Genomic DNA, 26,776 nt, shown 5'->3' with positions numbered 1-26,776 from the left:
CTGCGAGAGTCACGGGGAAATGTCCGTCAAAGAAAAATCAGGCGGAGACCGAACGGCCTTCGCGGTTGAAGAGATGCAGGACGCCGGGGTCGAGCTCGACCGCCACGTCGTCGCCCGCCTGCAGGGGCGTGCGGTCGTTCTGCCGTGCGATGAGCGGCACGCCGCCGACATCGACGTGGATCAGCGTGTCGGCACCGAGTGCTTCGATCAGCTCCACGCGCCCCAGCACGTCCGACACCGGCGCGCCCTGCTTCGGATGCACGCGCAGGCCTTCGGGCCGCACGCCGAGGAAGCCGTCGTTCGGCAGGCGTCCGCCGGTGGCCGCCGAGAAACTCGGGATCGCGCTCGCCGCCACCATGTTCATCGACGGCATGCCGATGAACTGCGCGACGAACTGGTTGGCTGGGCGGTCGTACAGCTCCAGGGGCGTGCCGACCTGCTCGATCAGCCCGTCTTTCAGCACCACCACGCGGTCGGCCAGCGTCATGGCCTCGACCTGGTCGTGCGTCACGTAGATCGTGGTCGCGCCGAGCGCGCGGTGCAGCTTGTGGATCTCCACGCGGGTGTTGCCGCGCAGCGCCGCGTCGAGGTTCGACAGCGGCTCGTCGAAGAGGAACACCTTCGGCGCACGCACGATCGCGCGTCCGATGGCCACGCGCTGGCGCTGGCCGCCCGACAAATCTTTCGGCGTGCGGTCCAGGTACTGCGTGAGGTTCAGCGTCTTCGCTGCGTACTCGACCTTGGTCCTGATCTCGTCCTTCGACACGCCCGCGAGCTTCAGCGCGAAGGACATGTTGTCGTACACGCTCATGTGCGGATACAGCGCATAGCTCTGGAACACCATCGCCAGGTCGCGCTTGCCCGAAGGCGTCCAGGTGATGTCCTTGCCGTCGAGCAGCAGGTTGCCGCTGGTGATCGGCTCCAGGCCCGCAATCAGGCGCAGCAGCGTCGACTTGCCGCAGCCCGAAGGCCCGACGAAGACGATGAACTCGCCCTTCTGGATTTCGAGGTCGACGCCCTTGATGATGTTGACGTCACCAAAGCTCTTCTTGATGTTCTTGAGTTCGAGGTATGCCATGAGATGTCTCCCTTTCTTTACTTGACGGCGCCGAAGGTCAGGCCTTGCACCAACTGCTTTTGGCTGAACCAGCCGAACACGACGATGGGCGCAATCGCCATCAGCGAGGCGGCCGACAACTTGGCCCAGAACAGGCCCTCGGGGCTGGAGTACGAGGCGATCAGCGTCGCCAGCGTGCCGGCCTTGGCGGAGGTGAGGTTCAGCGCCCAGAAAGCCTCGTTCCAGCTCAGCACCAGGCACAGCAGACCGGTCGATGCGAGCCCGCCGACCGACAGCGGCATCACGACATGGCGGAACTCGGTCCACAGGCTCGCGCCATCCATGCGCGCGGCTTCCAGGATTTCGTTCGGAATGTCCTTGTAGGCGCTGTAGAGCATCCACACCATGATCGGCAGGTTCGACAGCGTGAACACGATGGTGAGCGCGGTGAGCGAATCCAGCATGCCCGCGGTCTGCGCGAGCACGTAGATCGGCACCAGCGCACCGACGGCCGGCATCATCTTGGTGGAGAGCATCCACATGAGGATGTCGCGCGTCTTCTTCGTGCGGAAGAACGCCATCGAGTACGCGGCGGGTGCCGCGATCAGCAGGCCGAGGATCGTCGAGCCCAGGCTGGTGATGAGCGAGTTGCGCGCATACAGCAGGTAGTCGCTGCGGCGCTGCACTTCGCCGAAGTTGTCGAGCGTGGGCTCGAAGATGAAAAGCGGCGGCACATGGATCGCCTGCAGCTCCGTCTTGAAGGCCGTGAGAAACAGCCAGCCGAGCGGAAAGAACAGGAGCAGCGCCACGGCCCACGCACCGACGGTGCGCAGCAGCTGGGGAAGGAAGTTGCTGGGTTGCATGGTCGTTCCTTCAGTCCAGGTTCTTGCCGATGATGCGAATGAGGAACACCGCCACGATGTTGGCCAGCACCACCGCGAACAGCGCACCGGCGGAGGCCACGCCCACGTCGAAATTCATCAGCGACTGCTTGAAGATCAGGTAGGTCATGTTCGTGCTCTCGTTGCCCGGGCCGCCATTGGTGGTGATGGCGATCTCGGCGAACACGCTGAGCAGGAAGATCATCTCGATCATGATCACCACGGCCATCGGGCGGCCCAGGTGCGGAATGGTGAGATAGAAGAAGCGCTGGAACGAACTCGCGCCGTCCATGCGCGCGGCCTCCATCTGTTCGCGGTCGAGCGACTGCAGCGAGGTGATGAAGATGAGGCATGCGAAGGGCAGCCACTGCCAGGCCACCATGATGATCACCGAGAGCAAGGGCACGTCGGTGAGCCAGTCCACGGGCTGCGCGCCGAAGAAGCGCCACACGTCGGCCAGGATGCCGTAGATGGGGTTCATCATCATGTGCTTCCACAGCAGCGCGTTGACTGCCGGCATGACGAAGAACGGCGAGATCAGCAGCACCCGCACGATGCCGCGACCCGGGAACGGTTCGTTCACCAGCAGCGCGAGCAGCACGCCGAACACCACCGTGATGACGATCACGCTGCCGATCAGCAGCAGCGTGTTCCAGGTGGCGGGCCAGAAGTCCGGATCGGTGACGAAGTAGTGAAAGTTCTCGATGCCCGCGAACGTGCGTTCGCCGGGCTGCATGAGGTTGTAGTTCACGAAGGAGAAATACAACGTCATCAGGAGCGGCACGATCATCCAGAGGAAGAGCGTGAGCACTGCGGGCGCCATGAGGGCCCGGGGCAGGAGTCTTTTCATTGTGTGTTCCTCTCTGGCTGCTGGCCGTTGCCCCCTCTCCCGCGGGCGGGGAGGGTTGGGGCGGGGGCATGCGGCGGCGATCGTGGACGCGCCGCGCCCTCACCCTGGCCCTCTCCCCGGGGGGAGAGGGAAACAGGCACTCTTTTACTTGTACTGGCCCGACTTCTTGATCTCGCGCTCGGCCAGCGTCTGCGAGGTCTTCAGCGCCTGGTCGACCGTGACCTTGCCCGACAGCGCCGCGCTCATCTGCTGGCCCACGCCGGTGCCGATGGCCTGGAACTCGGGAATGGCCGCGTACTGCACGCCGACGTACGGCGACTTGGGCAGCGTGCTGTCGCTCAGGTTGGCACTGTCGATGGCCTTCTTCTCTGCGGCGGCGAACTTGGCCACCTTCTGGAACTCGGGGTTCGCATAGGTCGACTTGCGCGTGCCGGTGGGCACGGTGCCCCAGCCGTGCTCCTTGGCCACGAGGTTGACGTACTCCTTGGAGGTCGCCCACTTCACGAAGGTCTGCGCGGCGGCGCCCTTGGTCGAACTGGCGGGAATCGCCAGGTTCCAGGTCCACAGCCAGTTGGCGCCCTTGGGCGTCACGGCGACGGGTGCCTGTGCGAAGGCCACCTTGTCGGCCACCTTCGACTGCTTCGGATCGCTGATGAACGAGGCCGCGATGGTCGCGTCCACCCACATGCCGCACTTGCCTTCGTTGAACAGCGCCAGGTTCTCGTTGAAGCTGTTGGCCGAGGCGCCCGGCGGGCCGTAGGCCTTCATCAGGTCGACGTAGAAGTTGATCGCGTCCTTCCAGGGCTTGGTGTCGATCTGCGGCTTCCACTGCATGTCGAACCACTGGCCGCCGTTGGTGTTGACCAGCGTCGTGAGGAAGGCCATGTTGTCGCCCCAGCCCGGCTTGCCGCGCAGGCACATGCCGTAGACGCCCGCCTTCGGGTCGTGGATCTTGCCGGCCAGCTCCTTCACCTGGTTCCAGGTGGGCTGCTCGGGCATCTTGAAGCCGACCTTGTCGGCCAGGTCCTTGCGGTACATGAGCATCGAGCTCTCGCCGTAGAAGGGCGCTGCGTAGAGCTTGCCTTCGTACGACAGGCCGGCGCGAATGGCGGGCAGCAGGTCGTCCGCGTCATAGGCGGCGTCGGTGGCGATGGGCTGCAGCCAGCCCTTCTTCGACCAGATCGGCGCTTCGTACAGGCCGATGGTCATCACGTCGAACTGGCCGCCCTTGGTGGCGATGTCGGTGGTCACGCGCTGGCGCAGCGTGCCTTCTTCCAGCGTGACCCACTTGAGCTTGATGTCGGGGTTGGCTTTCTCGAAGAAGGGGGTGAGCTTCTGCATCTCGATCATGTGGCCGTTGTTCACGGTCGCGATCACGAGTTCGGTGGCGGCCTGGGACACGAGCCCCGTGCCGAGAAGTGCGAGGACGAGGCCGGCTTTCAGAAATCGCTTCATGTTGTCTCCTAGAGGTGAGCGACGCCCTCTTGGTGTCGGGTCGCCGTGGGGAGGATTCTGGAGAAACTCAATTGCAGTTTTGGTACTTCGTCGGTTACCTCCAGTACTTTCATGCACTGGTTGGCTAGTGAAATCCCTAGTTAACGCAATACAGCATGGAAAACAGCAGCCCAAAGGCTTCAGGCGCCGCCGCCGAGCAGCTGGCGCCGAAACTGCGCGGCCGCCGGCGAGAGCGCCCGGTCCTCGCGGGTGATGAGGCAGATGGGCGGCACCCGCACCGGCAGTTCCACCGGCACGGTGCGCAGCACACCCAGCCGGGCGTAATGGTCGGCCTGCGAGGCCGGCATCACGGCCGCCATGTCGGAGTTCTCCAGCAGCGCCGTGATGGCGATGGGCGATGCCGTTTCGATGATGTCCAGCCGCGCCTGGATGCCCGCCTCCCGCATCGCCGCCTCGAAGCGCCCACGCTGCGGCGAGCCCGGCGGCTGCAGCACCCACGACCAGCCTGCCATCTCGGCCAGCGTGACCGGGGTGGTGCGCTCGAGCACCGGGTGCGCCGCGCGCACCACCGCCACCTGCGATTCGCCCAGCAGCGGCACGCTCGCGTACTTCGCCTCGTCGTGGCTGTCGGTGAGCCGGCCCAGCACGAGATCGACGTCGCCCTGCTCCAGCTGCGCCTGCATCACGTCGCTGGTCTCGACCACCACCGACACCGCGACCTGCGGATGGCGGCGGTGGTATTCCACCAGCGCCGGTGCCAGCAGCTCGGCCACCGCGCCGGGCACGCTGCCCACGCGCAGCGCGCCGCGGAGGCCCGAGCGCAGCGCCATCATTTCCTCGCGCGCGGTGCCGAAGTCGCTGAGCACGCGGCGGGCGTAGCGGATCAAGATCTCGCCGTAGGGCGTGGGCTCCATGCCGCGCGCGAGGCGCTCGAAGAGCTTTTCGCCGAGCGAATCTTCCAGTTGCTGCAGCAGCTTGGTGGCGGCGGGCTGGCTGATGTTCATGGCTTCGGCCGCGCGCCCGAGGTGGCGGTGGGCGTCGAGCCGGGCCAAAAGCAGCAACTGGCGCGGCCGCACATGGAGCATCAGCGAGGCATCGGTCAGGCCCGGGGTCGCATCGGTCATGCACAAAAGTATATGGACCTTCGGACTTTTACGATTGGATTGCACAGGTGAAGCTCCGTAGGCTCGGGCCAAACAAAACAGGAGACAACCCGATGAGCCTTTCCTTCCTCGCCCGCGCGGCGAGCCTTGCCGCATTGGCGCTGGCCGCAACGGCGGCCGGTGCGCAAGCGACCTACCCGGACAAGCCGCTGCGCATCATGGTCGGCGCCTCGCCCGGCGGCGGCACCGACATCCTCGCGCGTGTGCTGGCCGACAAGTTCGCTCCAGTGCTGAAGCAACCCGTGACGGTGGAGAACCGCCCCGGCGCCTCCAACACCATCGCCGGCGAACTCACCGCGCGCGCGCCGGCCGACGGCGCCACGCTCCTGCTGGCCACCAACACCGCGCAGGCGGTGGCGCCGCACATCCTCAAGCTCAAGTACGACCCGCTGAAGGACCTGACGCCCATCGGCCTTGTAGCGGTGATGCCCAACGTGCTGGTGGTGCCGGCCAACTCGCCCTACAAATCGGTGAAGGACCTCGTGGCAGCGATGGCCGCGAAGCCCGGCGGCTTCAAGTACGCGTCGTCGGGCATCGGCAGCACGCAGCACGTGGGCGGCGAGGCCTTCAACCTGGCCACGGGCATGAAGTCGATCCATGTACCCTACAAGGGCAGCTCGCAGGCGCACATCGACATCATCTCGGGCGAGGTCGACATGATGTTCGACAGCACCTCCTCGGCCATGGGCCAGATCAAGGCCGGCAAGTTCCGCGCGCTGGCGGTGAGCGCGCCGCAGCGCTCGCCCGAGCTGCCCGACGTGCCCACGCTCGCCGAACAGGGCATCAAGGGCGCCGACGTGTCCACCTGGTACGGCCTCTACGTGACGGCCGGCACGCCCCGCCCCGCGGTCGACAAGCTGAACGCCGAACTCGTGCGCACGCTCAAGCTGGCCGACGTGCAGGCGCGCATCAAGGCCCTGGGCGGCGAGCCCGGCACGCTGACCGGCGACCCGTTCGCGGCGATGAACAAGCAGGAGTTCGATCACTACGGCCAGCTCGTGCGCGACGCCAACATCAAGGCCGAATGAGGCCGCCCTCCACCCCACTCACTTCAACCTCCGAACCCATGTCCATGTCTACGCCAACGAAAACCCCGAGCGTGATCTCCGCCAAGCCCCGCATCGTCGTGCTGCTGGGCGACCCCAGCGGCGTCGGCCCCGAAATGGCCGTGAAGCTGCTCGCGCGCCAGCGCAACCTGGACGCCGCGCGCGTGCTGCTCATCGCCGACCCGGTCGTGCTGGCCGAGGGCGAGCGCGTGGCGGGCGTGAAGCTGGCCCCGCTGCAGGTCGACAGCCTGGACGAACTGCGCTTCGAGGACGGCCGGCCCAGCCTGTACCTGCGCGACTGGATGGAGGGCGAGGCCCCGGTGCTCGGCGAGTCGAACGAGCGCTCGGGCCGGGCCTCGTTCGAGGCGCTCGAATACGCGACCGTGGTGGTGCGGCGCGGGCAGGCCGACGCGATTCTTTTCGCGCCGCTCAACAAGCATTCGCTGCGCCTGGGCGGCCTCACGCATGAAGACGAACTGCGCTACATGCAGGAGCGTTTCGCGGTCGCGGGCTTTGTCTGCGAGTTCAACCTCACCGGGCCGCTCTGGACCTCGCGCGTGACCTCGCACATTCCGCTGAAAGACGTGGCGAGCCACATCACGGTCGAGGGCGTGGGCGACGCGGTGAAGATCATTGCGCAGGCGCTGCGCCGCGCGGGCGTGGCACAGCCGCGCATCGCGGTGACGGGACTCAACCCGCACGCGGGCGACGGCGGCTCCATCGGCATGGAAGAGATCGAGATCATCGCGCCGGCCATCGAGAAGCTGCGCGCCGAAGGCTACGACGCACGCGGCCCGTTCTCGCCCGACACGGTGTTCATCGGCGCGCGTCGCGGCGACGTGGATGCGGTGGTGTCGATGTACCACGACCAGGGACAGATCGCGATGAAGCTCATGGGCTTCGAGCAGGGCGTGACCCTGCACGGCGGGCTGCCCGTGCCCGTGGCCACATCGGCCAGCGGCAGCGCCTTCGACATTGCCGGCAAGGGCATCGCGCAGATCGAAGGGCTTCAGCAAGCCTTCGACCTGTGCGTGCGGATGGCCAGCGGCGGTGCGCCCCTGAAGGCGCGCGCCGAGACCGCTACGGCCTGACGAGGTTCCTCAGGAGCTCAGGCGCTTGAGCAGGCCAGCCGTCGAGGCATCGAGCCCCGTGACGTCGCCCGAGGCGAGGCGCGGCTCGATGTCCTTCGCGAGCACCTTGCCCAGCTCCACGCCCCACTGGTCGAAGCTGTTGATGCCCCACAACGCACCGCTGGTGAACACGCGGTGCTCGTACAGCGCAAGGAAGGCGCCGAGCGCTTCGGGCGTGAGCTTCTCGAACACGAAGAAGGTGCTCGGCCGGTTGCCCGGAAAGTTCTTGTGGCCGCCCTCGTCGAGCTTGCCCACCATCAGCGCCTGCGCCTGCGCGAGCGCGTTGGCCAGGAGCTTGGGGTGGTGGCCTTCGAGGTCGTGCGCCGCATCGCGGACCGCCACGAATTCGAGCGGGATCACGTCCGTGCCCTGGTGCAGCATCTGGAAGTAAGCGTGCTGGCCGTTGGTGCCGGGCTCGCCCCAGAGCACCGGCGAGGTGCCGAACGCCACGGGCTTGCCGCTCGCATCGACCTGCTTGCCGTTGCTCTCCATCTCGAGCTGCTGCAGGTACGCCGGCACGCGCTTCAAGGCGCTGTGGTACGGCGCGATGCTGCGGCTCGTGAACTTGTGGAAGTTGCGGTACCAGACGTCGAGCAGGCCCAGCCGCACCGGCAGGTTCTGCGCGAGCGGCGCGGTGCGGAAGTGCTCGTCCATCGCATGCGCGCCCGCGAGCAGCCGGCGAAAGCCGTCCGCGCCGATGGCCAGCGCGATCGGCAGGCCGATGGCCGACCACAGCGAGTAGCGGCCGCCCACCCAGTCCCAGAAACCGAAGGTGGTGTCGATGCCGAACTTCTTCGCCGCTTCGACATTCGTCGTGAGCGCGGCGAAGTGGCCGGCGATGTCGTTGCCGCCCGACTGTTCGTACCAGCGCTTGGCCGAAAGCGCGTTGGTCATCGTCTCGGCCGTGGTGAAGGTCTTGGAGGCGATCAGGAACAGCGTGTGCTCCGGCGCCAGGCCCTTCAGCACGCCGGCGAGCTCGTGGCCATCGACGTTCGAGACGAAGTGAAAGCGCTTGCCCGGTGCCGCAAACTCCGCGAGCGCCAGCACCGCCATCTGCGGGCCGAGGTCGGAGCCGCCGATGCCGATGTTGACCACGTCGGTGATCGTGTGGTCGCCGCGCACCTTCTCGGCATAGGCCAGCATCGCGGCCAGCGTTTCGTGCACCTCGCGCAGCTTGTCGGCCGTCTTGCCGACCTTGGCGTCCGCAGGCGCGCGCAGCAGCGTGTGCAGCACCGCACGGTCTTCGGTGTTGTTGATGTGCTCGCCGGCGAACATCGCGTCGCGGTGCGCCTCGAGGCCGCATTCGCGGGCCAGGGTGAGCAGCAGCTCTTCGGTGCGCGCGTCGATCAGGTTCTTGGACAGGTCGGCGAACACATACGGCGCCTCCTGGCTGAAGCGCTCGAAGCGGCCCGCGTCGTCCACGAAGGCATGGCGCACGTCGAACTGGCGGCCGGCCGTCTCGAAATACGACTGCAGTTGCGCCCAGGCCGGCGCACGGTCGCAGCGTTGGGTCACGTGGGTCACGGCCATGTTTACTTGCCGCTTTCCTGCATCAGCTTCTCGAGCTTCACCGCATCGGCCGCGAAGGCGCGGATGCCCTCGGCGAGCTTCTCGGTGGCCATCGCGTCTTCGTTCAGCGCGAAGCGGAAGCCGGCTTCGTCGTAGCTCACCTTCTTGGCGTCGCCCTTGGCAGCGGCCTTGGCATCGAGCGCGTGTTCCAGCGGCTCGTTGCTCGCAGCCAATTCGGCCAGCAGCTCGGGGCTGATGGTCAGCAGGTCGCAGCCCGCGAGCGCCTGGATCTGCCCCACATTGCGGAAGCTCGCGCCCATGACTTCGGTCTTGATGCCGTGCTGCTTGTAGTAGTTGAAGATTTCGCGCACCGACTTCACGCCCGGATCGTTGGCGCCCGCGCTCGCGGCTTCGTCCCACTTGGCGCCGGCCGACTTCTTGTACCAGTCGTAGATGCGGCCCACGAAGGGCGAGATGAGCTGCACGCCCGCTGCGCCGCAGGCCACGGCCTGCGCGAACGAGAACAGCAGCGTGAGGTTGGTGCGGATGCCCTTCTGCTCGAGCAGCCGCGCGGCTTCGATGCCTTCCCAGGTGGAAGCGACCTTGATCAGCAGGCGCTTTTCGGTGTCGATGCCTTCGGCCTTGTAGAGCGCCACGATGCGCTCGCCGCGGGCCACGGTGGCGGCGGTGTCGAACGAGAGGCGCGCATCGACTTCGGTGGAGACGCGGCCCGGAATGATCTGGAGGATTTCGGTACCGAAGTTGACCAGCAGGCGGTCGATGACCTCGTCGAGCGGCTTGCCAGCGTGCTTCTTCACGGTCTGGTCGAGCAGGGGACGGTATTCGGGTTTCTGAACGGCCTTGAGGATCAGCGACGGGTTGGTGGTCGCGTCCTGCGGCTTGGAAATGCTGAGTTGCTTGAAGTCACCGGTGTCGGCAACGACGGTGGTCCATTGGCGGAGGGCATCGAGTTGGTTCATGAAATCATTATCCAGTGCGGGTTGTGACAAGTCCTGCACGCAGTTGCGCGGCGGCCGATGTTTTCATGCGCACCGTAGCACGGGTTTTCGCGGGGTTCCATCGGCCTTCTGCCCACAGGGTTGTCGGCCGCCCTGCCCTACAGGGGCTGTGGTCCGTGGCTGACGGCATGCGGCCACCGGCCAGGGCTACCCTGAGCGTTGCGAGCGATTTACGCCGAACGTCTTACCTTCAGGAGCCCCCATGTCCCCTCGCCAACGACGCCCCGCTGCAGATCCCGCCAGCCGCCCCTTCGACGACCGCCGCACCAGCCAGGCGATCGGCGCGATGGCCACGGCCTTCGTCGTGGGCGGCGTCGCGACCTGGCTTGCCCTGGGTGCGGCACGCACCGCCCGCGCGCAAGTGGCCGGCCCGGCCGACGGCGCGCCGCTGATGCGCGCGCCGCTGCAGGTGGTGGCGCCGGTCGACCTGCAACGCTACGCCGGCATCTGGCACGAACAGGCCCGCCTGCCCAACCGCTTTCAGAAGACATGCTCGGGCCCCGTGACCGCCGAATACACGCCGCAGCCCGGCGGCACGGTGCAGGTGGTCAACCGCTGCGTGCAGGCCGACGGCAATTTCAACGAGGCCATCGGCTCGGCGCGCGTGGTGCCCGTGGCCGGCCAGCCCGGTGCGGGCCGCCTGGAAGTGCGCTTTGCGCCCGCGTGGCTCGGCTGGTTGCCGATGGTGTGGGGCGACTACTGGATCCTGAAGCTGGACCGCGACTACCAGGTGGCGCTGGTCGGCACGCCCGACCGCGAATACCTCTGGGTGCTGTCGCGCGCGCCGCGCCTGGACGACGCGACGCTGCAGGTCGAGCTGGACTACGCGCGCAGCCTGGGCTTCGACGCCGACAAGGTCGTGCTCACCGGCAGGTAGCGCGAGAGCTGCGCCGGCAGCATGTCCGGCGCGGTGCAGTGGATGGCCTGCCAGCCGAAGGCGCGTGCCGCCTCGACGTTGGCGGCGGAGTCGTCGATGAACACGGTCTCCGCCGGATCGAGCGCATAACGCACCGCCAGCACTTCGAAGATTTCACGATCCGGTTTGATGAACTTCACATCGCCCGAGAACACACCACCGTCGAAGCGCCGCATGAACGCGTGCCGCCGCTCGACCGCGCGCGCATACGGTGCGGGCATGTTCGACAGGTAATAGAGCCGCAGCGGCTGCCCGGCTTCGCGATGGGCGAACAGTTGCTCGAGCATGTCGACGGTGACCTCGATGGCTTCGAGGCGCTCGCCCAGGTTGCCGAGCATCGCGTGAAGCGGTTCCGCCGGCAGCGACAGCCGCGCCGCCATGCGGACGATGGCGTCATCCAGCGTGCGGGTGCCGCAATCGAAGCTGGTCCAGTCGTCGTGATGGAAAAGCGCCCGGCCCAGTGCTGCCGCGGCGGCTTCAGTGGGCGCGTGTTGCGCGAGATGGGCCTGCACCAGCCGTGTGGGCTCCCATGCGAGCAGCACGGCGCCGAGATCGAAAACCACATTCATGGCGCCATTGTTTCATGTGCCGGACACCACGCTCACGCCATGGGCGCGCAGCGACAGGGTGGTCTGCGCGCCCGCCGCCAGGGGTTGCGCAAGGTCGGTCGAGACCACGAAGACCGGCCCCAGCGTGGTGTCGAAACCGTATTCGTAGAAGCTGCCGAGGTAGGCCGCCTTTCGCAAGGTGGCAGGCAATCCATCGGCCGCACCGATTTCCCACGCCTCGGGCCGCACCGCCACCTTCACCGTGCCGGGCGCGACCGCATGGCGCGGCTGCAGGCGCAGCGGGCCGAGCGTGACGCTGCCGTCGGCCGCTGCCACGCCGGGGAACACCATCGCCTCACCCATGAAGCCCGCGACGAACTCGCTCTCGGGCCGGCCATAGAGCTGCTCGGGCGTGCCGCGCTGGGCGATCACGCCGTGGTCCATCACGATGATCTGGTCGCTCACGGCCAGCGCCTCGCTCTGGTCGTGCGTGACGTAGGCGACGGTGAGCTTCAGGCGCTGCTGCAGTGCCCGGATTTCCTCGCGCATCTCGCGGCGCAGGCGCGCATCCAGGTTGGAGAGCGGCTCGTCGAACAGCAGCACCGCGGGTTCGAGCACCAGCGCACGCGCGAGCGCCACACGCTGCTGCTGCCCGCCGGAGAGTTCGCTGGGCAGCCGCTCGTCGAAGCCGACCAGGCCCACGCCCTTGAGCGCTTCACGCGCCCGCGAGGTGGCCTCGTCCTTCTTCACCCCGCTCATGCGCAGGCCATAGCCCACGTTCTCGATCACGTTCATGTGCGGGAACAGCGCGTAGCTCTGGAACATCATGCTCACGTTGCGCTCGGCCGGGCCGAGCGTCGTCACATCGCGCCCCCCCATGAAGATCGAACCGGAGGTCGGCGATTCGAGCCCCGCGATCATGCGCAGCGTGGTCGTCTTGCCGCAGCCCGAGGGGCCGAGGATGGTCGTGAGCGTGCCCACGGGCACCTCGAAGCTGATGCCCTTGACGGCCATCGGCCCGTTCCTGTCGGTGCCGTAGCGCTTGGTGACGTTGCGGAATTCGATGCCGTTCATTCAGTAGTCTCCGTGCTTTGCACTTCGATATTCGCCTTGGGAGCGGCCCGGCGGCTCATGCGGAGAGGCTTTCCATTTTGTGATGCCCTTGGTGCTTTGGCGTGGCCCCACGTCTGCCCAGCTTGCGCTCCCCGACCACGAACTGCACCAGCGCGATCGCCAGCGACATCAGGATCATGAGCACCGTGCAGTACGCCAGCGCAATGCCGTAGTCGCCATTGCCGACGCGGCCGATGATGTACGTGGTGGCGAGCTCGTTCTCGGCCGTGACCAGGAAGATCACCGCACTCACCGTCGTCATTGCGCGCACGAAGCTGTAGACCAGCGCGGCCACGAGCGCGGGCTTGAGCAGCGGCAGCACCACCTTGAAGAGCGTCTGCGAGGTCGAGGCGCGCAGCATCAGCGAGGCTTCGTCGAGCGAACGGTCGAGTTGCTTGAAGGCCGCCGTGCCGGCCCGCACGCCCACCGGCAAATTGCGGAACATGAAGCACAGCACGATGATGAGCCCGGTGCCCGTGAGCTCCAGCGGCGGCACGTTGAAGGCCAGGATGTAGCTCACGCCGAGCACCGTGCCCGGAATCGCAAAGGCCAGCAGCGCACCGAACTCGAAGACGCCCTGCCCCTTGAACTCGTTGCGCGCCAGCAGCCAGGCGATCAACAAGCCCAGCGCCGCGGTGATCGGTGCCGAGATGCCCGCGAGCTTGAGCGTGGTGATGAGCGAGTTCCATGCCGTGCCCGCCCACACCAGCCCGAACTGGCCCCACTCCAGCGCGAACGCGTTCTTGAAATGGTTGAGCGTGAAGCTGTAGTCGCGCCCCCAGGTCTGCACGAAGCCGCCCGCGAAGGCAAAGAGGTAGACCACCGCGGTGAATGCGATCCACGGCAGTGCGATGCAGTAGATGGTGCGGCGCACGCCATCGGGCAGCGCCATCGCGATGCCCGCGTCGCCCTTGCCGCTCACGGTCGTGTAGTTCTGCTTGCCCAGGAGCCCGCGCTGCAGCGCGAACACGCCGAGCGCGAACAGCGTGAGCACCCAGGCGAGCGAGGCGGCGCGGCCCTGGTCGTACTGCGCGCCGACGATGGCGAAGAAGATGTCGGTCGACAGCACCGAGAACTGCCCGCCCACCACCACCGGGTTGCCGAAGTCGGCAATGCTCTCGATGAAGCCGACCAGGAAGGCGTTGGCCAGCCCGGGCTTCAGGAGCGGCAGCGTGATCGTGAAGAAGGTGCGGCGCCGGTCGGCGCGCAGCATCTGCGCGGCCTCTTCCAGGCTGGGCGCAATGCCCTGCACCACGCCGCGCATGATCATGAAGGCGATGGGCGTGAAGGCGAACAGCTGCGCCACCAGCACGCCCGGCATGCCGTAGAACCAGCGCGTCGGCTCGATGCCGAACACGTTCTCCAGCACCTGGTTGACGATGCCCGCGCGGCCGAACAGCAGGATGAGCCCGAGCCCCACCACGAAGGGCGGCGTGATGATCGGCAGCAGCGCCAGCACCCGCAGCGCGCCCTGCCCGCGCTTGCTGCCGCGCTCGGCCATCAGCGCCATCAGCGTGCCGAGGAAGGTGGTGCCGGCCGCCGTGAGCAAGGCCAGCACCAGCGTGTTCCACGCCACGCCGCAGCGCACCCCGCCCGCGAGGCATCCCAGGCCCCAGATGCGCTCGGTGAACACGCGTGCGACGAAGGCGGTGATCGACCACTGCCCGTCCTCGTTGAAGAACGCGCCCGACAGCGCCTTGCTCACCGGGTAGGCGATGAACAGCGCCATCAGCACGCCACAGCCGATGACCGCGGCCGCCACGAACAGGTCGCCCTTGAAGAGGCCGAGCCGCGCAATGCCGAAGGCCGCCAGCATCACGAGGGCGGTGAGCGCCACGAAGCCGCCCGCGCCGATGCCGAACTGGTTGATCGCCAGCTCGCCGAATTGCGTGTTGAGCGCCGCGACGCTCCAGCCGCGCGCGCCGATGGTGAAGCCCGCGACGGCGAGACCGATGGCCCCGCTCGCGCCGCCAGCCAGCAACCAGCGCCCCTGGCCTCGACCCGGCGGCAGCCACGCGCCGACCGCGCACATCACAAGGCCCGCCAGCCCGATGAAGAGCCAGCTTCGCCCCTGCGTCGCGGCCTGCATCAGGCCGTTGGCACCCTCCGCCTGGCCGAAGACCTGCGGAACGGCTTCGTACCAAGTGGCGTCCTGGATCGCGTACCAAGGCAGCAGCAGATAGGCGGCGATGCCCAGCGCGACCCACGCCCAGATCCAGCGCTGCGAGCGCCGGGCCGCCGCCACGGACGCCGGGTTGACCGGCGCGCCGCCGATGGAACGTGCTTCCACTTAACGGGGCAGCGAGTTGACGTCCTTTTCCCAGCGCGCGATCAGGCGCCGGCGTTCGGCGCTCGCGCCGTACTTGGCGTAGTCGTAGTTGATGAACTTGATCTTCTTGAAGTCGGGGATGCGCGGATCGAGCTTGGCGCCCGCGTTGCTCGGCAGCTGGAACTGCTTGTTGGCGGCGCCCAGTTCCTGCGCGGCGGGCGTGAGCGCCCATTCGTAGAACTTCTTGGCGGCATCCAGGTTGCGCGCGCCCTTGATGATGCTCATGGAGCCGATCTCGGCGCCGGTGCCGTCGCTCGGCGTGATGGTCTCGACCGGGAAGCCCTGCATCTTCTCGCCCGGGCCGTCGTGCACGAAGCTGATCGAGATCGCGGTTTCGCCGCGCGCCACCGCCTTGATCGGGCCGGTGCCCGAGCGGGTGTACTGGCCGACGTTCTTGTGGAGCGCCTTGAGATAGTCGAAGGCCTTGTCCTCGCCCATGAGCTGCACCAGCGTGGCGATCATGGTGTAGGCCGTGCCGCTCGATGCGGGGTTGGCCACCTGGATGTCGCCCTTGTACTCGGGCTTGAGCAGGTCGGCCCAGGTCTTGGGCACGGCGAGCTTCTTCTTGGCGAGCAGCTCGGGGTTGTAGCCGAAGCCCAGCGGGCCCGAATAGATGCCCACGGTCTTGTAGCCCGACTGCTTGGCCTGCTGCTGGGCCCAGGGGTGCAACTGGGCGAGCGTGGGCGACTTGTATTCGAGCGTGAGGCCCTGCTCGGCCGCCTGCAGGTGCGGGTCGCCCGTGCCGCCGAACCACACGTCGGTCTTGGGGTTGTCCTTCTCGGCGATCAGCTGGGCCAGCGCCTCGCCCGAGCCCTTCAGGGCCATGTTGATACGCACGCCGGTGGTGCGGGCGTAGACGGTGGAGATCACGTTGCACCATTCGGCCTGGACCGAGCAGATCACGTTCACGGTCTGTGCGGATGCGGCGGCCGACAGGCCCGCGAGCGCGGCTGCGCAAAAAAGCTTCTTCATCTGGTATTTCCCTGCCTCATGCATAAAAAAAGGCCTTGCGGCCTGGCCACAGCGTAGCTTTAGTACAGGTCCCGGGAATCGGTACAAGTACCATCGCGACTGGCGTTCCACCAAGCCCGGACGCCTTCCAGGCACTCAGACAAAGGAAAGTTTTTCATGAGCTTCGATCTCGTTCTGTTCGGCGGTACTGGCGATCTCGCGTGGCGCAAACTCATGCCCGCGCTGTTCCAGGCCTTCCGGCACGGCAGCCTCCCGCAGGACGGACGCATCGTCGGCGTGGCGCGGGACGACCTGTCGGACGACCAGTACCGCGAGCTGATCCAGTCGCGCTTCAGTGCGGTCGAAGGCGCCAAGCGCCCCTCCCCGGAAGAATTCAAGAAGTTCGCGTCGATGCTGCACTACCTGCGCATGGACCTGTCCAAGCCCGACGACTACGCCCGGCTGTCCGACCTGCTCAAGCAGCGCGACGCGTCCACGGTGGTGATGTATGTCGCCACGGCGCCCGCCCTCTTCACCCAGGTGGTCGAGCAGATCGCAGCCGCCGGCCTCAACGGCCCCAGGACCCGCATCGTGCTCGAGAAGCCTCTCGGCCACGACCTCGCCTCGAACCGCGCGATCAATGCGGCGGTGGGCAAGGTGCTGGAAGAAAAGCAGGTCTTTCGCATCGACCATTACCTCGGCAAGCCCTCGGTGCAGAACCTGTTCGCGATGCGCTTCGGCAATGCGCTCTTCGAGCCCATCTGGCGCCGCGAGCACATCGCCAACATCCAGATCACCATCGCCGAAGACCTGGGCGTGGAGAAGCGCGGCGCCTTCTACGACCAGACGGGCGCGCTGCGCGACATGGTGCAGAACCACGCGCTGCAGCTCCTGTGCGCGATCGGCATGGAACCGCCGATCAACTCGCACGCCGACGCCATCCGCGACGAAAAACTCAAGGTGCTGCGCGCCCTCAAGCCCTGGACGCCCGAGAGCCTGAGCCTGCATGCGATCCGCGGCCAGTACACCGCCGGCACCGCCTACGGCGAACGCGTGCAGGGCTACCGCGACGAGCCCGGCGTCGACCCCGACAGCCGCACCGAGACCTTCGTGGCGCTGCGCACCGAAATCGCCAACTGGCGCTGGGCCGGCGTGCCGTTCTACATCCGCACCGGCAAGCGCCTGGCCTCGCGCGATGCGCGCATCGAGGTCAACTTCCGTCCGACGCCGCATGCGATCTACCGAGCGCCCGCGGGCAACGTCAACAAGCTGGTGATCAACCTGCAGCCCAAGGACGGCCTGGAGCTGCACATGCTCGCGCAGGCGCAGGACAACCGGCAGCGCAACGGCCACCAGAGCGCCGCCGCGCAGCTGGCGCCGGTGCAGCTCGACCTGGACTTCGACAAGCGCTTCGGCGCCGAGCGCGTGGGCGCCTACGAGCGCCTGCTGCTCGACGTGATCGACGGGCGCCTGAACCTGTTCGTGCGCAGCGACGAACAGGAAGAGGCATGGCGCTGGGTCGAGCCCCTGATCGACAGCTGGGCATCGGACGGCGGCCCGCGCCCCTATGCGGCCGGCACCTGGGGCCCGAGCGCATCGAGCGCGATGATTGCGCGCGACGGCTTCTCGTGGGGCGAAGAGCAATAACTCAGCGTCTGAAGGCGCGAAGGAACCGTCGCGAGCGCCCCGAGGTCGCGTCGAGGACCGGAGCCGTACTAACGTACGGCGAGGACCGCAGATGCGAGATCGGGGTGCGCAGCAGGTTCATTCGTGCCTTCAGCCGAACTGCACGCAGCGCATGCTGAGCGTGCCGGACTGGAATCCCTCGTAGATCGTCTTCGCGCGCTCGCCCTGCCCGGCGGCGCCCAGGGCGTAGAGGAACGGGTAGTAGTGATCGGGCGTCGCGACTGCGGTCGATGCGCCCTCCAGCTTTTCATAGCCGATCAGCGCGCGGTCATCGCGGCCCGCGAGCGCCGATCTCACCGCATCGTCGAATGACTGCGCCCACGGGCGGCTCGCCTTCGGCCCGTCGACCGTTCCCCGATCGGTGGCACGCAGGTTGTGCACCACGTTGCCGCTGCCCATCACGAGCACGCCCTTGTCGCGCAACGCGCCCAGATCGCGCCCCACCGCGTAATGGAAGGCAGCCGGCTTGTCGTAGTCGATGCTGAGCTGGAAGACAGGAACGTCTGCCTTCGGATAAAGGTGCTTGAGCACCGACCACGTGCCATGGTCGAGCCCCCATTGGTCGGTGGCGATCACCGGCGACTGCTTCACGACGCCGACGGTTTCGCGCGCCAGCGCCGGGTGGCCCGGCGCGGGGTAGTCGACGTCGAACAGCGCCTGAGGGAAGCCGCCGAAGTCGTGGATGGTCTTCGGCTTCGCCTGCACGCCGACGCCGGTGGCGCCGCGGCTCAGCCAGTGCGCCGACACGCTGAGGATGGCCGTCGGCGGCGGCAGCTCCCGGCCCCATGCGGAGAGGCGCCGCGTGAAGGCGTTGTCGGCGATGGCGTTCATCGGCGTGCCGTGGCCGATGAAGATGACGGGCATCCGGCGTGAAGGCGCGCCGGGGGCTGCGTGCGACAGTCCCGCGAGGGAGGCCAGAGCAACCGTCGCGCCAACCGCCGACCCCATGAGAAAGCCGCGGCGCCCGGGTGCACGCGTCATCGGCTCGGGCCGGATGGAGAGGATCGTCTTGCTTGCCATGGTCTTTTAGAAGTCTGCCGCGGCACTTTGCAGCAGCGGCGACATCCAGGCTGTGCGTTTACGCACACGCTCAGGAAGTACCGCCCGGCTCGAAGCTGTAGATGCGCTCGCCCAGCGGAGCCAGGAAGTCACGCAGCAAGGGCTCTGCCATCAGCCCGCGGACGTAGCCCGGCGCGAGACGCGCGTTCTGTGCGTACACATCGAGTACACGCAGGCATTCGCCGCGCAGCATGGTGGCGACATGCGGGTCGTCGCGGCCTTCGCAGGCGGTGGCGATGTCGCGCAGCAAGGCGGTGGCGTCCGATGCGTCGGGCGCCCATTCGTGCCCATAGAGCCGCGCGAGCCGCTGCGCGGCGCTCGATGGCAGATCGGGAAACACCAAGGGAAGCAGGCGTTCGCGCACGCGGGCCAACGCGATCACGGTCGCAGCCGTCGGAGCGGATGGCGCGTGGATCTTCGGGGGCGCCATCAATTCGGCGTTCAGGTTGGCCAGCAAGGCACCGTCGCGCACCAGTTCCAGCAGCAGCCCCATCCACGCGAACTCGCCGAGCGTGGCGTCGAATCCGAAGCCGCGCTGCCGGATGCGTGGCAATGCCAGCATCAGGCTGCCCATCGCCATGGGCTGCTGGTCGGACGGCATGTGGACCAGCATTCCGGCCAGGATCTGCGCGTGCATCTCCGGCAGACGGCCGGTCGGATTGCGGGCGCCGACAGCGCCGACGGCCGGCGATGCACGCAGGAAAGCGGATTGCACCTGCAGGCGGCCCGGTTCGCTCGGCGTCGCCAGCGACCAGAGGGCCAACGCGTCGCCCTCTGCCAGCGAGAGCCCCCATTGCGCCGCAGCCGCCCACCCCATCGGCGTGGAAGCCTGCAGCAGCAACAGCCCGGAAAGGCGCGGATCGGCCTGCATCCGCTCGCGGATCAGCGCCACCGTGCCGTCGGTCGATGCGTCGTCCACCACGATGATCCGGTGCGGGGCCAGGGTCTGTGCCGCTATCGAGGCCAGTGCCTCGACCACGTCGGCATCGTCGTTCCGTGTGACCATCAGCACCGACACTGCAGCCCTCGAGCCGGACGCCACGGCCTGACTGCCGATCAGGCGCTGGCGGGTCGCTGCGAGATAGCGGCGCAGCGCCCCTGCCAGCAGGGCCTGCTGCGGCGGCAGGCGCATCAGCGCCAGGGGTCCGGCCCTTTCGAGCGCGCGCCGCCGCGGGGCATCGGCCACCAAGGTACGCACCCGCTCCACGAGCTCGTCTTTCGTGCAGCCTTCCACCGCATCGCGCAGCGCCGCGGGTATCTCGGAATGGGGGTACAGCTCGGACACCACCGCCTTGCGATTGCGCAGCAGGATGGACAGGCGCGGCACTTCCGCTGTGGCGGTGCGGTCGGCCTTGCGCATGTTCAGGCCGACCTTCGCACGCGGCAGCAGCGCATCGCGCTGCGCGGGTGTCCAGGACGTTCCGATGGGATAGGCCACGCGCAGCCCGCCGGCTTCCAGCGCACGCAGCACCTCGAGGCGCCGGGGCATGGTCTCGCCGAAGAAGATGACGTCGATGTCCTGCGCCTCATCGGCCAGCACCTGGTCCTCGGGCAGCATGGGCGTTGCCTGCGGCTCGAAAGTCAGCGGTACGTAGTCGGACCTGAAGATGCCCAGGGCCTGGTGATGCATCAGGTTCTCGAGGCTGTATTCCCACACCCAGGCCTGCTGGAGCAGGCGGCGATAGCCGGGAATTTCCTCCAGCAGCTCGGGCAGCGCCGGCTCGAAGTTGACGACGATGGCGTTGGGCGGCAGCTCCTGGCCGGAGGGCAGGCCCAGGCCCATCGCGAAGAAGAAGAGATTGATGTCCGCGTTGTCGACGCTCGGCGTGGCCTCGACGGAGGTGGTGCAGCCCAGCCGCTCGCAGGCGATGCGAAAGCTCTCCATCACCTCGGCAACGTTCTCGTTGCCGAGCGAACAGAAGCGCAGGTGCGGCCGGTACGGAAAACCCTCCGGCCATTCGACCGGGCCGCCTGCCGTCACAGGCGTCCTTCCTCCACCGCGTGGCAGGCCACCTGCACCCCCTTGATGCCCAGCAGCTTCGGCCGCTCCGCCGAGCAGCGCGCATTCGCATGCGGGCAGCGCGGATGAAACGCGCACCCCGTCGGCGGATTCAGCGGGTTCGGCACCTCGCCCTGCACCGGCGTGCGCTGGCGCCCCGTGTGCTTCATCTGCGGGATCGCATCGAGCAGCATGCGGGTGTACGGATGCTGCGGCTCGGCGAAGAGCTTCTGCTTGTCCGCCACCTCGACCAGCCGGCCCAGGTACATCACGCCGACCTGGTCGGCCACGTGGCGCACCACCGCGAGGTTGTGCGAGATGAAGAGGTAGGTCAGGCCCTGCTCGCGCTGCAGGTCCTTCATGATGTTGAGCACCTGCGCCTGCACGCTCACGTCGAGTGCGGAGGTGGGCTCGTCGCACACCAGGAACTCGGGCTGCGTGGCGAGCGCGCGCGCGATCGAGATGCGCTGGCGCTGGCCGCCGGAGAACTGGTGCGGGTACTTGCTCATGTCCAGCGGCGAGAGGCCGACCGACTTGAGCAGCTCGCCCACGCGCTCGCGCAGCTCGGCCTTGCCGCTCAAGATGCCGTGCTCGCGCAGCGGCTCGCCGATGATGTCTTCCACGATCCAGCGCGGGTTCAGGCTCGCGTAGGGGTCCTGGAAGATCATCTGGATGCGGCGGCGCAGCTTGCGCCCTTCGGCGGTCTTGAACGCGGCGTGCGCGTCCTGCCCGTCGAACTGCAGGCCGCCGCGCGTGGGCGCATAGAGGCCGACCAGCAGGCGCGCGACGGTGCTCTTGCCGCAGCCCGATTCGCCGACCAGCGCGAGCGTCTTGCCGCGCTCGATGGAGAAACTCACGCCATCCACTGCATGCAGCAGCACGCGCGGCTTGCGTTCGAGCACGCGGTTGAGCCAGGGCGGCGAGACGTCGAAGGTGCGCGCGAGGTCGTGCGCGACCACGAGCGGCTCCCCGGCCGTCGTGTCCTTGCGGGGCTCGATCACGGCGCTCATCGCGTCACCTCCACGATGGGTTCGGCCGCTTCGCGCGTGGCGCGTTCGCCGGCCGCGAGCGCATCGTGGTGCTTCGCCGCGATCTCGGTCTGGCCGAGGTGCGGGTCGGCCGCGTCGTGCAGCCAGCACGCGGCGCGCGTGGCGCCCGCGTGCAGCAACTCGGGCCGCTCGGTGAGGCAGCGCGCAAAGGTGCGCGGGCAGCGCGGGTTGTAGGCGCAGCCGGCCGGAATGGCGTTGAGCCGCGGCATCGCGCCGTCGATCTGGTTGAGCCGCTCGCGGTCGCTGGTCATGTCGGGAATCGACGCCATGAGGCCCGAGGTGTAGGGGTGCGAAGGCTGGTGGATCACTTCGTGCACCGGGCCGATCTCGGCGATGCGGCCCGCATACATCACGGCCACGCGGTCGCAGGTTTCGGCGATCACGCCCATGTCGTGCGTGATGAGCATCACGGCCGCGCCGCGCTCCTTGCAGATGCGCTTGAGCAGTTGAATGATCTGCGCCTGGATCGATACGTCGAGCGCGGTGGTTGGCTCGTCGGCCACGATGAGCTTGGGCTCGGCCGCGAGCGCGAGCGCGATCACCACGCGCTGGCGCATGCCGCCCGAGAACTGGTGCGGAAAGTGATCGATGCGCTGCTCGGCAGCGGGAATGCCGGTGTCCTGCAAGAGGCCGATGGCGCGCTTGCGGGCTTCGGATTCGGTCACGGGCAAATGCGCGCGGATGGTCTCGATGAGTTGGCGGCCCACGGTGTAGAGCGGATTCAGCGAGGTCAGCGGATCCTGGAAGATGGCGCCGATCTTGCGGCCGCGGATGGGGCGCATCGCATCGAAACTCAAGTTGTCGATGCGCTCCCCCTCCAGCAGGATCTGCCCGCCGGCCACGCGGCCCGGCGGTTCGAGCAGGCCGATGATGGCCGCGCCCGTGAGCGATTTGCCCGCGCCCGATTCACCCACCACGCCGAGGATTTCCCCTGGCGCGATATCGAACGAGATGCGGTCGAGCGCGCGCAGCGTGCCGCGGCGGTGCGGAAATTCGACAACGAGGTCCTGGACCTGGAGCAGCGTCATGGTGGCGTTCTCCTTTTCTCTTCAGCGCAAACGCGGATTGAGCGCATCGCGCAGCCAGTCGCCCAGCAGGTTCACGCTCAGGGCGATCAGCACCAGCATCAGGCCCGGGAACACCGTGATCCACCATTCGCCCGAAAACAGGTACTGGTTGCCGATGCTGATGAGCGTGCCCAGCGAGGGCGAAGTCGGCGGCACGCCGACGCCCAGGAACGAGAGCGTGGCCTCGGTGATGATCGCGGTCGCGACCTGGATGGTGGCCAGCACCATCACCGGCCCCATCACATTGGGCAGCACATGGCGCAGCATGATGCGCACCGGCGCCACGCCGGTGACGCGCGCGGCCTGCACGTATTCCTTGTTGCGCTCCACCAGCGTGGAGCCGCGCACCGTGCGCGCGTACTGCACCCAGCCCGTGAGCGAGATCGAAATGATCAGCACGCCGAACGCGAGCGACTCGTGCGCGCCCGGGAAGAGCGCACGGCCCACACCGGCGATCAGCAGCGCGACGAGGATGGGCGGGAACGACAGCATCACGTCGCACACGCGCATGAGGAACGAATCGAGCCAGCCGCCGAGAAAGCCTGCGAGCAGGCCGAACACCACGCCGACGACGACCGAGAGCACGACCGAGACGACGCCCACGATCATCGAGATGCGCGCGCCATAGATCACGGCAGAAAGAATGTCGCGGCCCTGGTCGTCGGTGCCGAGCAGGTACTTGGAAGAACCTTCGGCACTCCATGCGGGCGGAAGGCGGGCGTCGCCGAGTTCGAGGGTGGCGAGGTCGAAGGGGTTGTGCGGCGACACCCATCCGGCGAACGCCGCGCAGAACAGGCAGACCAGCGCGATCAGTGCAGCCGCCATTGCCACGGGCGAGGTGCGGAAGCTATAGCCGACATCGCTGTCGAGCCAGCGGGCAAGGGTTTTTTTCATCGCCGGGCCGCCCCAAGACGAAAAACGGCCCCCTCGGGGGGCAGCGGACCTTGCGCAGCAAGGGGAGCGTGGGGGTTAATTTTCATCGTGAATCAAAAGGAATGGGCCCGCAAGAAGCGGGCCCATGGTCAGGCCGCCGAAGGAGCGGCCAGCGGGATCACGGCTTGATGCTCATCCACTTGAAGTACATGAAGTTGTCGGCCAGTTGCACCAGCTCGACCTTCTTGCTCACGCCCCAGGCCAGCGACTGCTGATGCAGCGGCAGCGTGCCGATGTCGTCCGCATGCAGCTTGAAGGCTTCCTTGATCAGCTCGTTGCGCTTGGCCTTGTCGGACTCGGACTGGATCTTCTTGGTCAGTTCGTCGAGCTTGGGATTGCAGTACGCACCCAGGTTGAACTGGCCCGTGCCCTTGTCGTCGGGGCAGGCGGTGAGCGAGCTCAGCGCGTTGTGCGAGTCGTAGGTGGTCGGGGTCCAACCGAGCATGTAGAAGCTGGTGTCGCGGCGCAGGATCTTGGGGAAGTAGGTGCCCTTGGTCTCGGCGGCCAGGTTGATCTTGACGTTGATGCGCGCGAGGTTGGCGGCCACGCTCTGGCAGATCTGGCCGTCGTTCACATAGCGGTCGTTCGGGCAGTTCATCGTCACCTCGAAGCCGCTCGCGTAGCCGGCTTCGGCCATGAGCTTCTTGGCGGCTTCGACGTCGTAGGGCAGGCGCTTGTCCTGCTCGGCGGTCCAACCGTTGATGCCGGGGCCGACCAGGAGGCCCGTGGGCCGCGAGGCGCCGCGCATCACGGTGCGCTGGATGCCGGCGATGTCGATGGCCTGGTAGAAGGCCTGGCGAACGCGCTTGTCCTTGAACGGGTTCTTGCCCTTGATGTTGGAGTACAGCAGCTCGTCGCGCTTCTGGTCCATGCCCAGGAAGATGGTGCGCAGCTCGGGGCCGGTGATGACGCGGGCGGTGGGCGCGGCGTTGATGCGTGCGATGTCCTGCACCGGCACCGGCTCCATCACGTCGACTTCGCCAGAGACGAGTGCCGCCACGCGGGTGGCGGGGTTGGCGATGGGCGTGAAGACGATCTCTTGCGCGTTGCCGTCGATCTTGCCCCAGTAGGTGCCGTTGCGCGTGAACACGGTGCGCACGTTCGGCTGGCGCTCGCGCACGCGGAACGGGCCGGTGCCGTTGGCCTTGAACGAGGCGGTGTTCTCGATGCCCTTGCGGCGGTCGACCGGCTTGGTGGCCTGGTTTTCCTCGCACCACTTCTTGCTCATGATCATCGTGAGCGAGATCACGTCCGGCAGGATCGGGAACGGGCCGTTGGTTTCGATTTCGACGGCAAGGTCGCCGACCTTGCGCACGGCCTTGATGTCGCTGAGCGTAGCGCGCAAGTCGGAGCCGTCGCCCTGCGCACGCGCGAAGCTGAACACCACGTCGTCGGCGGTGAACGGCGTGCCGTCGTGGAAGACCACGCCCTTGCGCAGCTCGAAGCGCCAGACGTTCGGCGAGGTCTGCTTCCAGCTGGTGGCCAGCAGCGGCGCAAGGCTCAGGTCATTGTTGCGTCCCACGAGGGTTTCATAGACGTTGGCGGTGACGCTCAACTGCAGCGACTCGTTGAGCGAGTGCGGGTCGAGCGACAGCGCGTCGCCCTGGTTCGCGATGCGGATGGTCTGCGCGCTCGCGACCAGGCTGGCGGCGCCCAGGGCGCACAGGACGGCGACCGCGGCCGCTTTCTTCTTGAAACTCATGGGGACACTCCTCGGGTTGAAATCGAACACATCACGACGCCGCGGTGGCGGCTGCTTTCCCTGGCTGCGTGCTGCGGGTAGCAGCAAGCGGCATGCCCTGCTCGATCAGCCCCGCGTGCAATGCGGCGCCGAGCGGCAGGATCTCGTCGTTGAAGTCGTAGCGGCTGTTGTGCAGGAAGGCGCCTTCGCGCACGTCCTGGCCGATGCGCAGGTACGCGCCCGCCTTTTTCTGCAGCATGAAGGAAAAGTCTTCGGCGCCCATGCTGGGCTCCATGCTGCGCTCGACATTCTTGGCGCCCACCAGCGACTCGGCCACGTCGGCCGCGAACATCGCCTCGGGCGCGGTGTTGATGGTCGCCGGATAGATGCGCTCGTACTTGATGGTGGCTGTGGCGCCGAAGCCGCCGGCGATCGCTGTGCACAGCTCGCTGAGGCGCTGCTCGACCTGCGCCTGCACCCGCGCGCTGAAGGTGCGCACCGTGCCGACCAGCGTGGCCTCGCCCGGGATCACGCTCATCGCGCCGAGGTCGCCCGCCTGCACCGCGCAGATGCTGACGACGGCCGCGTCGATGGGCCGCACGCTGCGTGACACGATGGTCTGCGCGGCGGTGATGATGTGCGCGGCAACCACCACCGGGTCGATGGTCTGGTAGGCGTGCGCGCCGTGGCCGCCCTTGCCCTTGATCTCGATCGTGATGCGGTCGGCCGCGGCCATCATCGCGCCGCGGTTGATGCCCACGGTGCCGGCGGGCATCGCGGGCCAGTTGTGCATCGCATAGACGGCGTTGACCGGGAAGCGGTCGAACAGGCCGTCCTCGATCATCACGCGCGCGCCGGCAAAGCCTTCTTCGCCGGGCTGGAAGATCAGCACGGCGGTGCCGTCGAAATCGCGCGTCTCGGCGAGATGGCGCGCGGCGCCGACCAGCATGGCGGTGTGTCCGTCGTGGCCGCAGCCGTGCATCAGGCCGTCGTTGGCGGAGCGCCAGCCGAAGCTGTTGTCCTCGCGCATGGGGAGCGCGTCCATGTCGGCGCGCAGGCCGATCATGCGGCCGCTGGCGGTCGATTTGCCACGAATGACGCCTACTACGCCGGTCTTGCCGATGCCTTCGTGGATTTCGTCGACGCCGCAGGCGCGCAATGCCTCGCGCACGCGGCCGGCGGTGTAGACCTCCTCGAAGCCGAGCTCGGGGTGCGCGTGCAGATCGCGGCGAAAGGCCGTGAGCTCGGGATAGAAGCTCGCGATGTTCGCGAAGGCCCGCCCTGACGCCTTGAGGCGAGGAACTGCCGCTGTCGTCGCTGCTTGTGCTGTCATGT

The 26,776-nt window shown here is 67.4% G+C and carries 22 protein-coding genes; 4 read left to right on the top strand and 18 right to left on the bottom strand.

Translation table 11 applies throughout. The features are described from left to right. Window positions 1-37: 37 nt before the first annotated feature. The 5 genes from J2W23_RS21930 to J2W23_RS21910 form a co-directional block, all read right to left on the bottom strand. Window positions 38-1,078: an ABC transporter ATP-binding protein gene (locus tag J2W23_RS21930; RefSeq protein ID WP_307650238.1), complete on the bottom strand. Its 1,041-nt coding sequence runs from the start codon at window positions 1,076-1,078 to the stop codon at window positions 38-40. A 17-nt stretch (window positions 1,079-1,095) separates the two neighbouring features. Then, window positions 1,096-1,920: a carbohydrate ABC transporter permease gene (locus tag J2W23_RS21925; protein WP_013539656.1), complete on the bottom strand. Its 825-nt coding sequence runs from the start codon at window positions 1,918-1,920 to the stop codon at window positions 1,096-1,098. Window positions 1,921-1,930: 10 nt separating this feature from the next. Continuing rightward, window positions 1,931-2,788 carry a carbohydrate ABC transporter permease gene (locus tag J2W23_RS21920; protein WP_307650237.1) on the bottom strand — a complete coding sequence of 286 codons (858 nt, stop codon included), beginning with the start codon at window positions 2,786-2,788 and terminating at the stop codon, window positions 1,931-1,933. Window positions 2,789-2,932: 144 nt separating this feature from the next. Further along, the gene (locus tag J2W23_RS21915; protein WP_176660340.1) at window positions 2,933-4,243 is read right to left on the bottom strand and encodes an ABC transporter substrate-binding protein; all 1,311 of its coding nucleotides are present in this window, start codon (window positions 4,241-4,243) and stop codon (window positions 2,933-2,935) included. Window positions 4,244-4,422: 179 nt separating this feature from the next. Beyond that, window positions 4,423-5,367 carry a LysR family transcriptional regulator gene (locus J2W23_RS21910; RefSeq protein ID WP_307650236.1) on the bottom strand — a complete coding sequence of 315 codons (945 nt, stop codon included), beginning with the start codon at window positions 5,365-5,367 and terminating at the stop codon, window positions 4,423-4,425. Window positions 5,368-5,459: 92 nt separating this feature from the next. Here J2W23_RS21910 and J2W23_RS21905 point away from each other — a divergent pair, with 92 nt between their 5' ends. Together J2W23_RS21905 and J2W23_RS21900 are read left to right on the top strand one after the other, a co-directional pair. Further along, window positions 5,460-6,434: a Bug family tripartite tricarboxylate transporter substrate binding protein gene (locus J2W23_RS21905; protein WP_307650235.1), complete on the top strand. Its 975-nt coding sequence runs from the start codon at window positions 5,460-5,462 to the stop codon at window positions 6,432-6,434. Between the two features lie 44 nt (window positions 6,435-6,478). Further along, a complete protein-coding gene (locus J2W23_RS21900) occupies window positions 6,479-7,543 on the top strand; it encodes a 4-hydroxythreonine-4-phosphate dehydrogenase PdxA (RefSeq protein ID WP_176660338.1) in 1,065 nt (354 codons plus the stop codon). A 9-nt stretch (window positions 7,544-7,552) separates the two neighbouring features. Here J2W23_RS21900 and pgi read toward each other — a convergent pair whose 3' ends face one another. Both pgi and tal read right to left on the bottom strand, forming a co-directional pair. Next, entirely contained in the window at window positions 7,553-9,112 is a 1,560-nt protein-coding gene (gene pgi / locus J2W23_RS21895; RefSeq protein WP_307650234.1) for a glucose-6-phosphate isomerase, read from the bottom strand. A gap of 2 nt (window positions 9,113-9,114) precedes the next feature. Further along, window positions 9,115-10,071 carry a transaldolase gene (gene tal, locus J2W23_RS21890; protein WP_176660336.1) on the bottom strand — a complete coding sequence of 319 codons (957 nt, stop codon included), beginning with the start codon at window positions 10,069-10,071 and terminating at the stop codon, window positions 9,115-9,117. Between the two features lie 241 nt (window positions 10,072-10,312). Here tal and J2W23_RS21885 point away from each other — a divergent pair, with 241 nt between their 5' ends. Next, the gene (locus J2W23_RS21885) at window positions 10,313-10,987 is read left to right on the top strand and encodes a lipocalin family protein (RefSeq protein ID WP_307650233.1); all 675 of its coding nucleotides are present in this window, start codon (window positions 10,313-10,315) and stop codon (window positions 10,985-10,987) included. On the opposite strand, the gene J2W23_RS21880 is transcribed toward J2W23_RS21885, so the two are convergent. The 4 genes from J2W23_RS21880 to J2W23_RS21865 are packed head-to-tail and all read right to left on the bottom strand — an operon-like array spanning window position 10,933 to window position 15,988. Next, window positions 10,933-11,595, bottom strand: a complete 663-nt coding sequence (locus tag J2W23_RS21880) for an HAD family hydrolase (RefSeq protein WP_307650232.1) — start codon at window positions 11,593-11,595, stop codon at window positions 10,933-10,935. The two genes, J2W23_RS21885 and J2W23_RS21880, sit on opposite strands and share 55 nt — an antisense overlap. A 12-nt stretch (window positions 11,596-11,607) precedes the next feature. Beyond that, the gene (locus J2W23_RS21875) at window positions 11,608-12,648 is read right to left on the bottom strand and encodes an ABC transporter ATP-binding protein (RefSeq protein ID WP_307650231.1); all 1,041 of its coding nucleotides are present in this window, start codon (window positions 12,646-12,648) and stop codon (window positions 11,608-11,610) included. A 55-nt stretch (window positions 12,649-12,703) separates the two neighbouring features. Next, entirely contained in the window at window positions 12,704-14,977 is a 2,274-nt protein-coding gene (locus J2W23_RS21870; RefSeq protein WP_307650230.1) for an ABC transporter permease, read from the bottom strand. Continuing rightward, a complete protein-coding gene (locus J2W23_RS21865) occupies window positions 14,978-15,988 on the bottom strand; it encodes an ABC transporter substrate-binding protein (RefSeq protein WP_307650229.1) in 1,011 nt (336 codons plus the stop codon). 156 nt (window positions 15,989-16,144) lie between these two features. Between J2W23_RS21865 and zwf the strand changes: the two genes are divergently transcribed. Continuing rightward, window positions 16,145-17,614, top strand: a complete 1,470-nt coding sequence (zwf, locus tag J2W23_RS21860; protein WP_176660330.1) for a glucose-6-phosphate dehydrogenase — start codon at window positions 16,145-16,147, stop codon at window positions 17,612-17,614. A gap of 129 nt (window positions 17,615-17,743) precedes the next feature. Here zwf and ygiD read toward each other — a convergent pair whose 3' ends face one another. From ygiD to J2W23_RS21825, 7 genes are all read right to left on the bottom strand, one after another. After that, complete coding sequence (gene ygiD / locus J2W23_RS21855) at window positions 17,744-18,673, bottom strand: 4,5-DOPA dioxygenase extradiol (protein WP_307650228.1); 930 nt, start codon at window positions 18,671-18,673, stop codon at window positions 17,744-17,746. Window positions 18,674-18,743: 70 nt separating this feature from the next. Further along, window positions 18,744-20,693, bottom strand: a complete 1,950-nt coding sequence (locus J2W23_RS21850; RefSeq protein WP_307650227.1) for a glycosyltransferase — start codon at window positions 20,691-20,693, stop codon at window positions 18,744-18,746. Next, a complete protein-coding gene (locus J2W23_RS21845; protein WP_176660328.1) occupies window positions 20,690-21,721 on the bottom strand; it encodes an ABC transporter ATP-binding protein in 1,032 nt (343 codons plus the stop codon). Before J2W23_RS21845 ends, J2W23_RS21850 begins: the two co-directional genes overlap by 4 nt. Then, entirely contained in the window at window positions 21,718-22,788 is a 1,071-nt protein-coding gene (locus tag J2W23_RS21840; protein WP_307650226.1) for an ABC transporter ATP-binding protein, read from the bottom strand. The genes J2W23_RS21845 and J2W23_RS21840 overlap by 4 nt, the downstream gene beginning before the upstream one ends. Window positions 22,789-22,809: 21 nt before the next feature. Next, complete coding sequence (locus J2W23_RS21835; protein ID WP_176660326.1) at window positions 22,810-23,721, bottom strand: ABC transporter permease; 912 nt, start codon at window positions 23,719-23,721, stop codon at window positions 22,810-22,812. Window positions 23,722-23,878: 157 nt separating this feature from the next. Continuing rightward, on the bottom strand, window positions 23,879-25,462 hold the full coding sequence (locus J2W23_RS21830; RefSeq protein WP_307650225.1) for an ABC transporter substrate-binding protein: 1,584 nt from the start codon (window positions 25,460-25,462) through the stop codon (window positions 23,879-23,881). 31 nt (window positions 25,463-25,493) lie between these two features. Beyond that, on the bottom strand, window positions 25,494-26,774 hold the full coding sequence (locus J2W23_RS21825) for a M20 aminoacylase family protein (RefSeq protein WP_307650224.1): 1,281 nt from the start codon (window positions 26,772-26,774) through the stop codon (window positions 25,494-25,496). Window positions 26,775-26,776 lie beyond the last annotated feature (2 nt).

Origin of the sequence: Variovorax boronicumulans, assembly GCF_030812215.1 — a bacterium.
GTDB classification, from domain to species: domain Bacteria; phylum Pseudomonadota; class Gammaproteobacteria; order Burkholderiales; family Burkholderiaceae_C; genus Variovorax; species Variovorax boronicumulans_C.
Note: the sequence above shows the minus strand (reverse complement) of the source record. Positions and strands in the feature narration are given on the sequence as shown.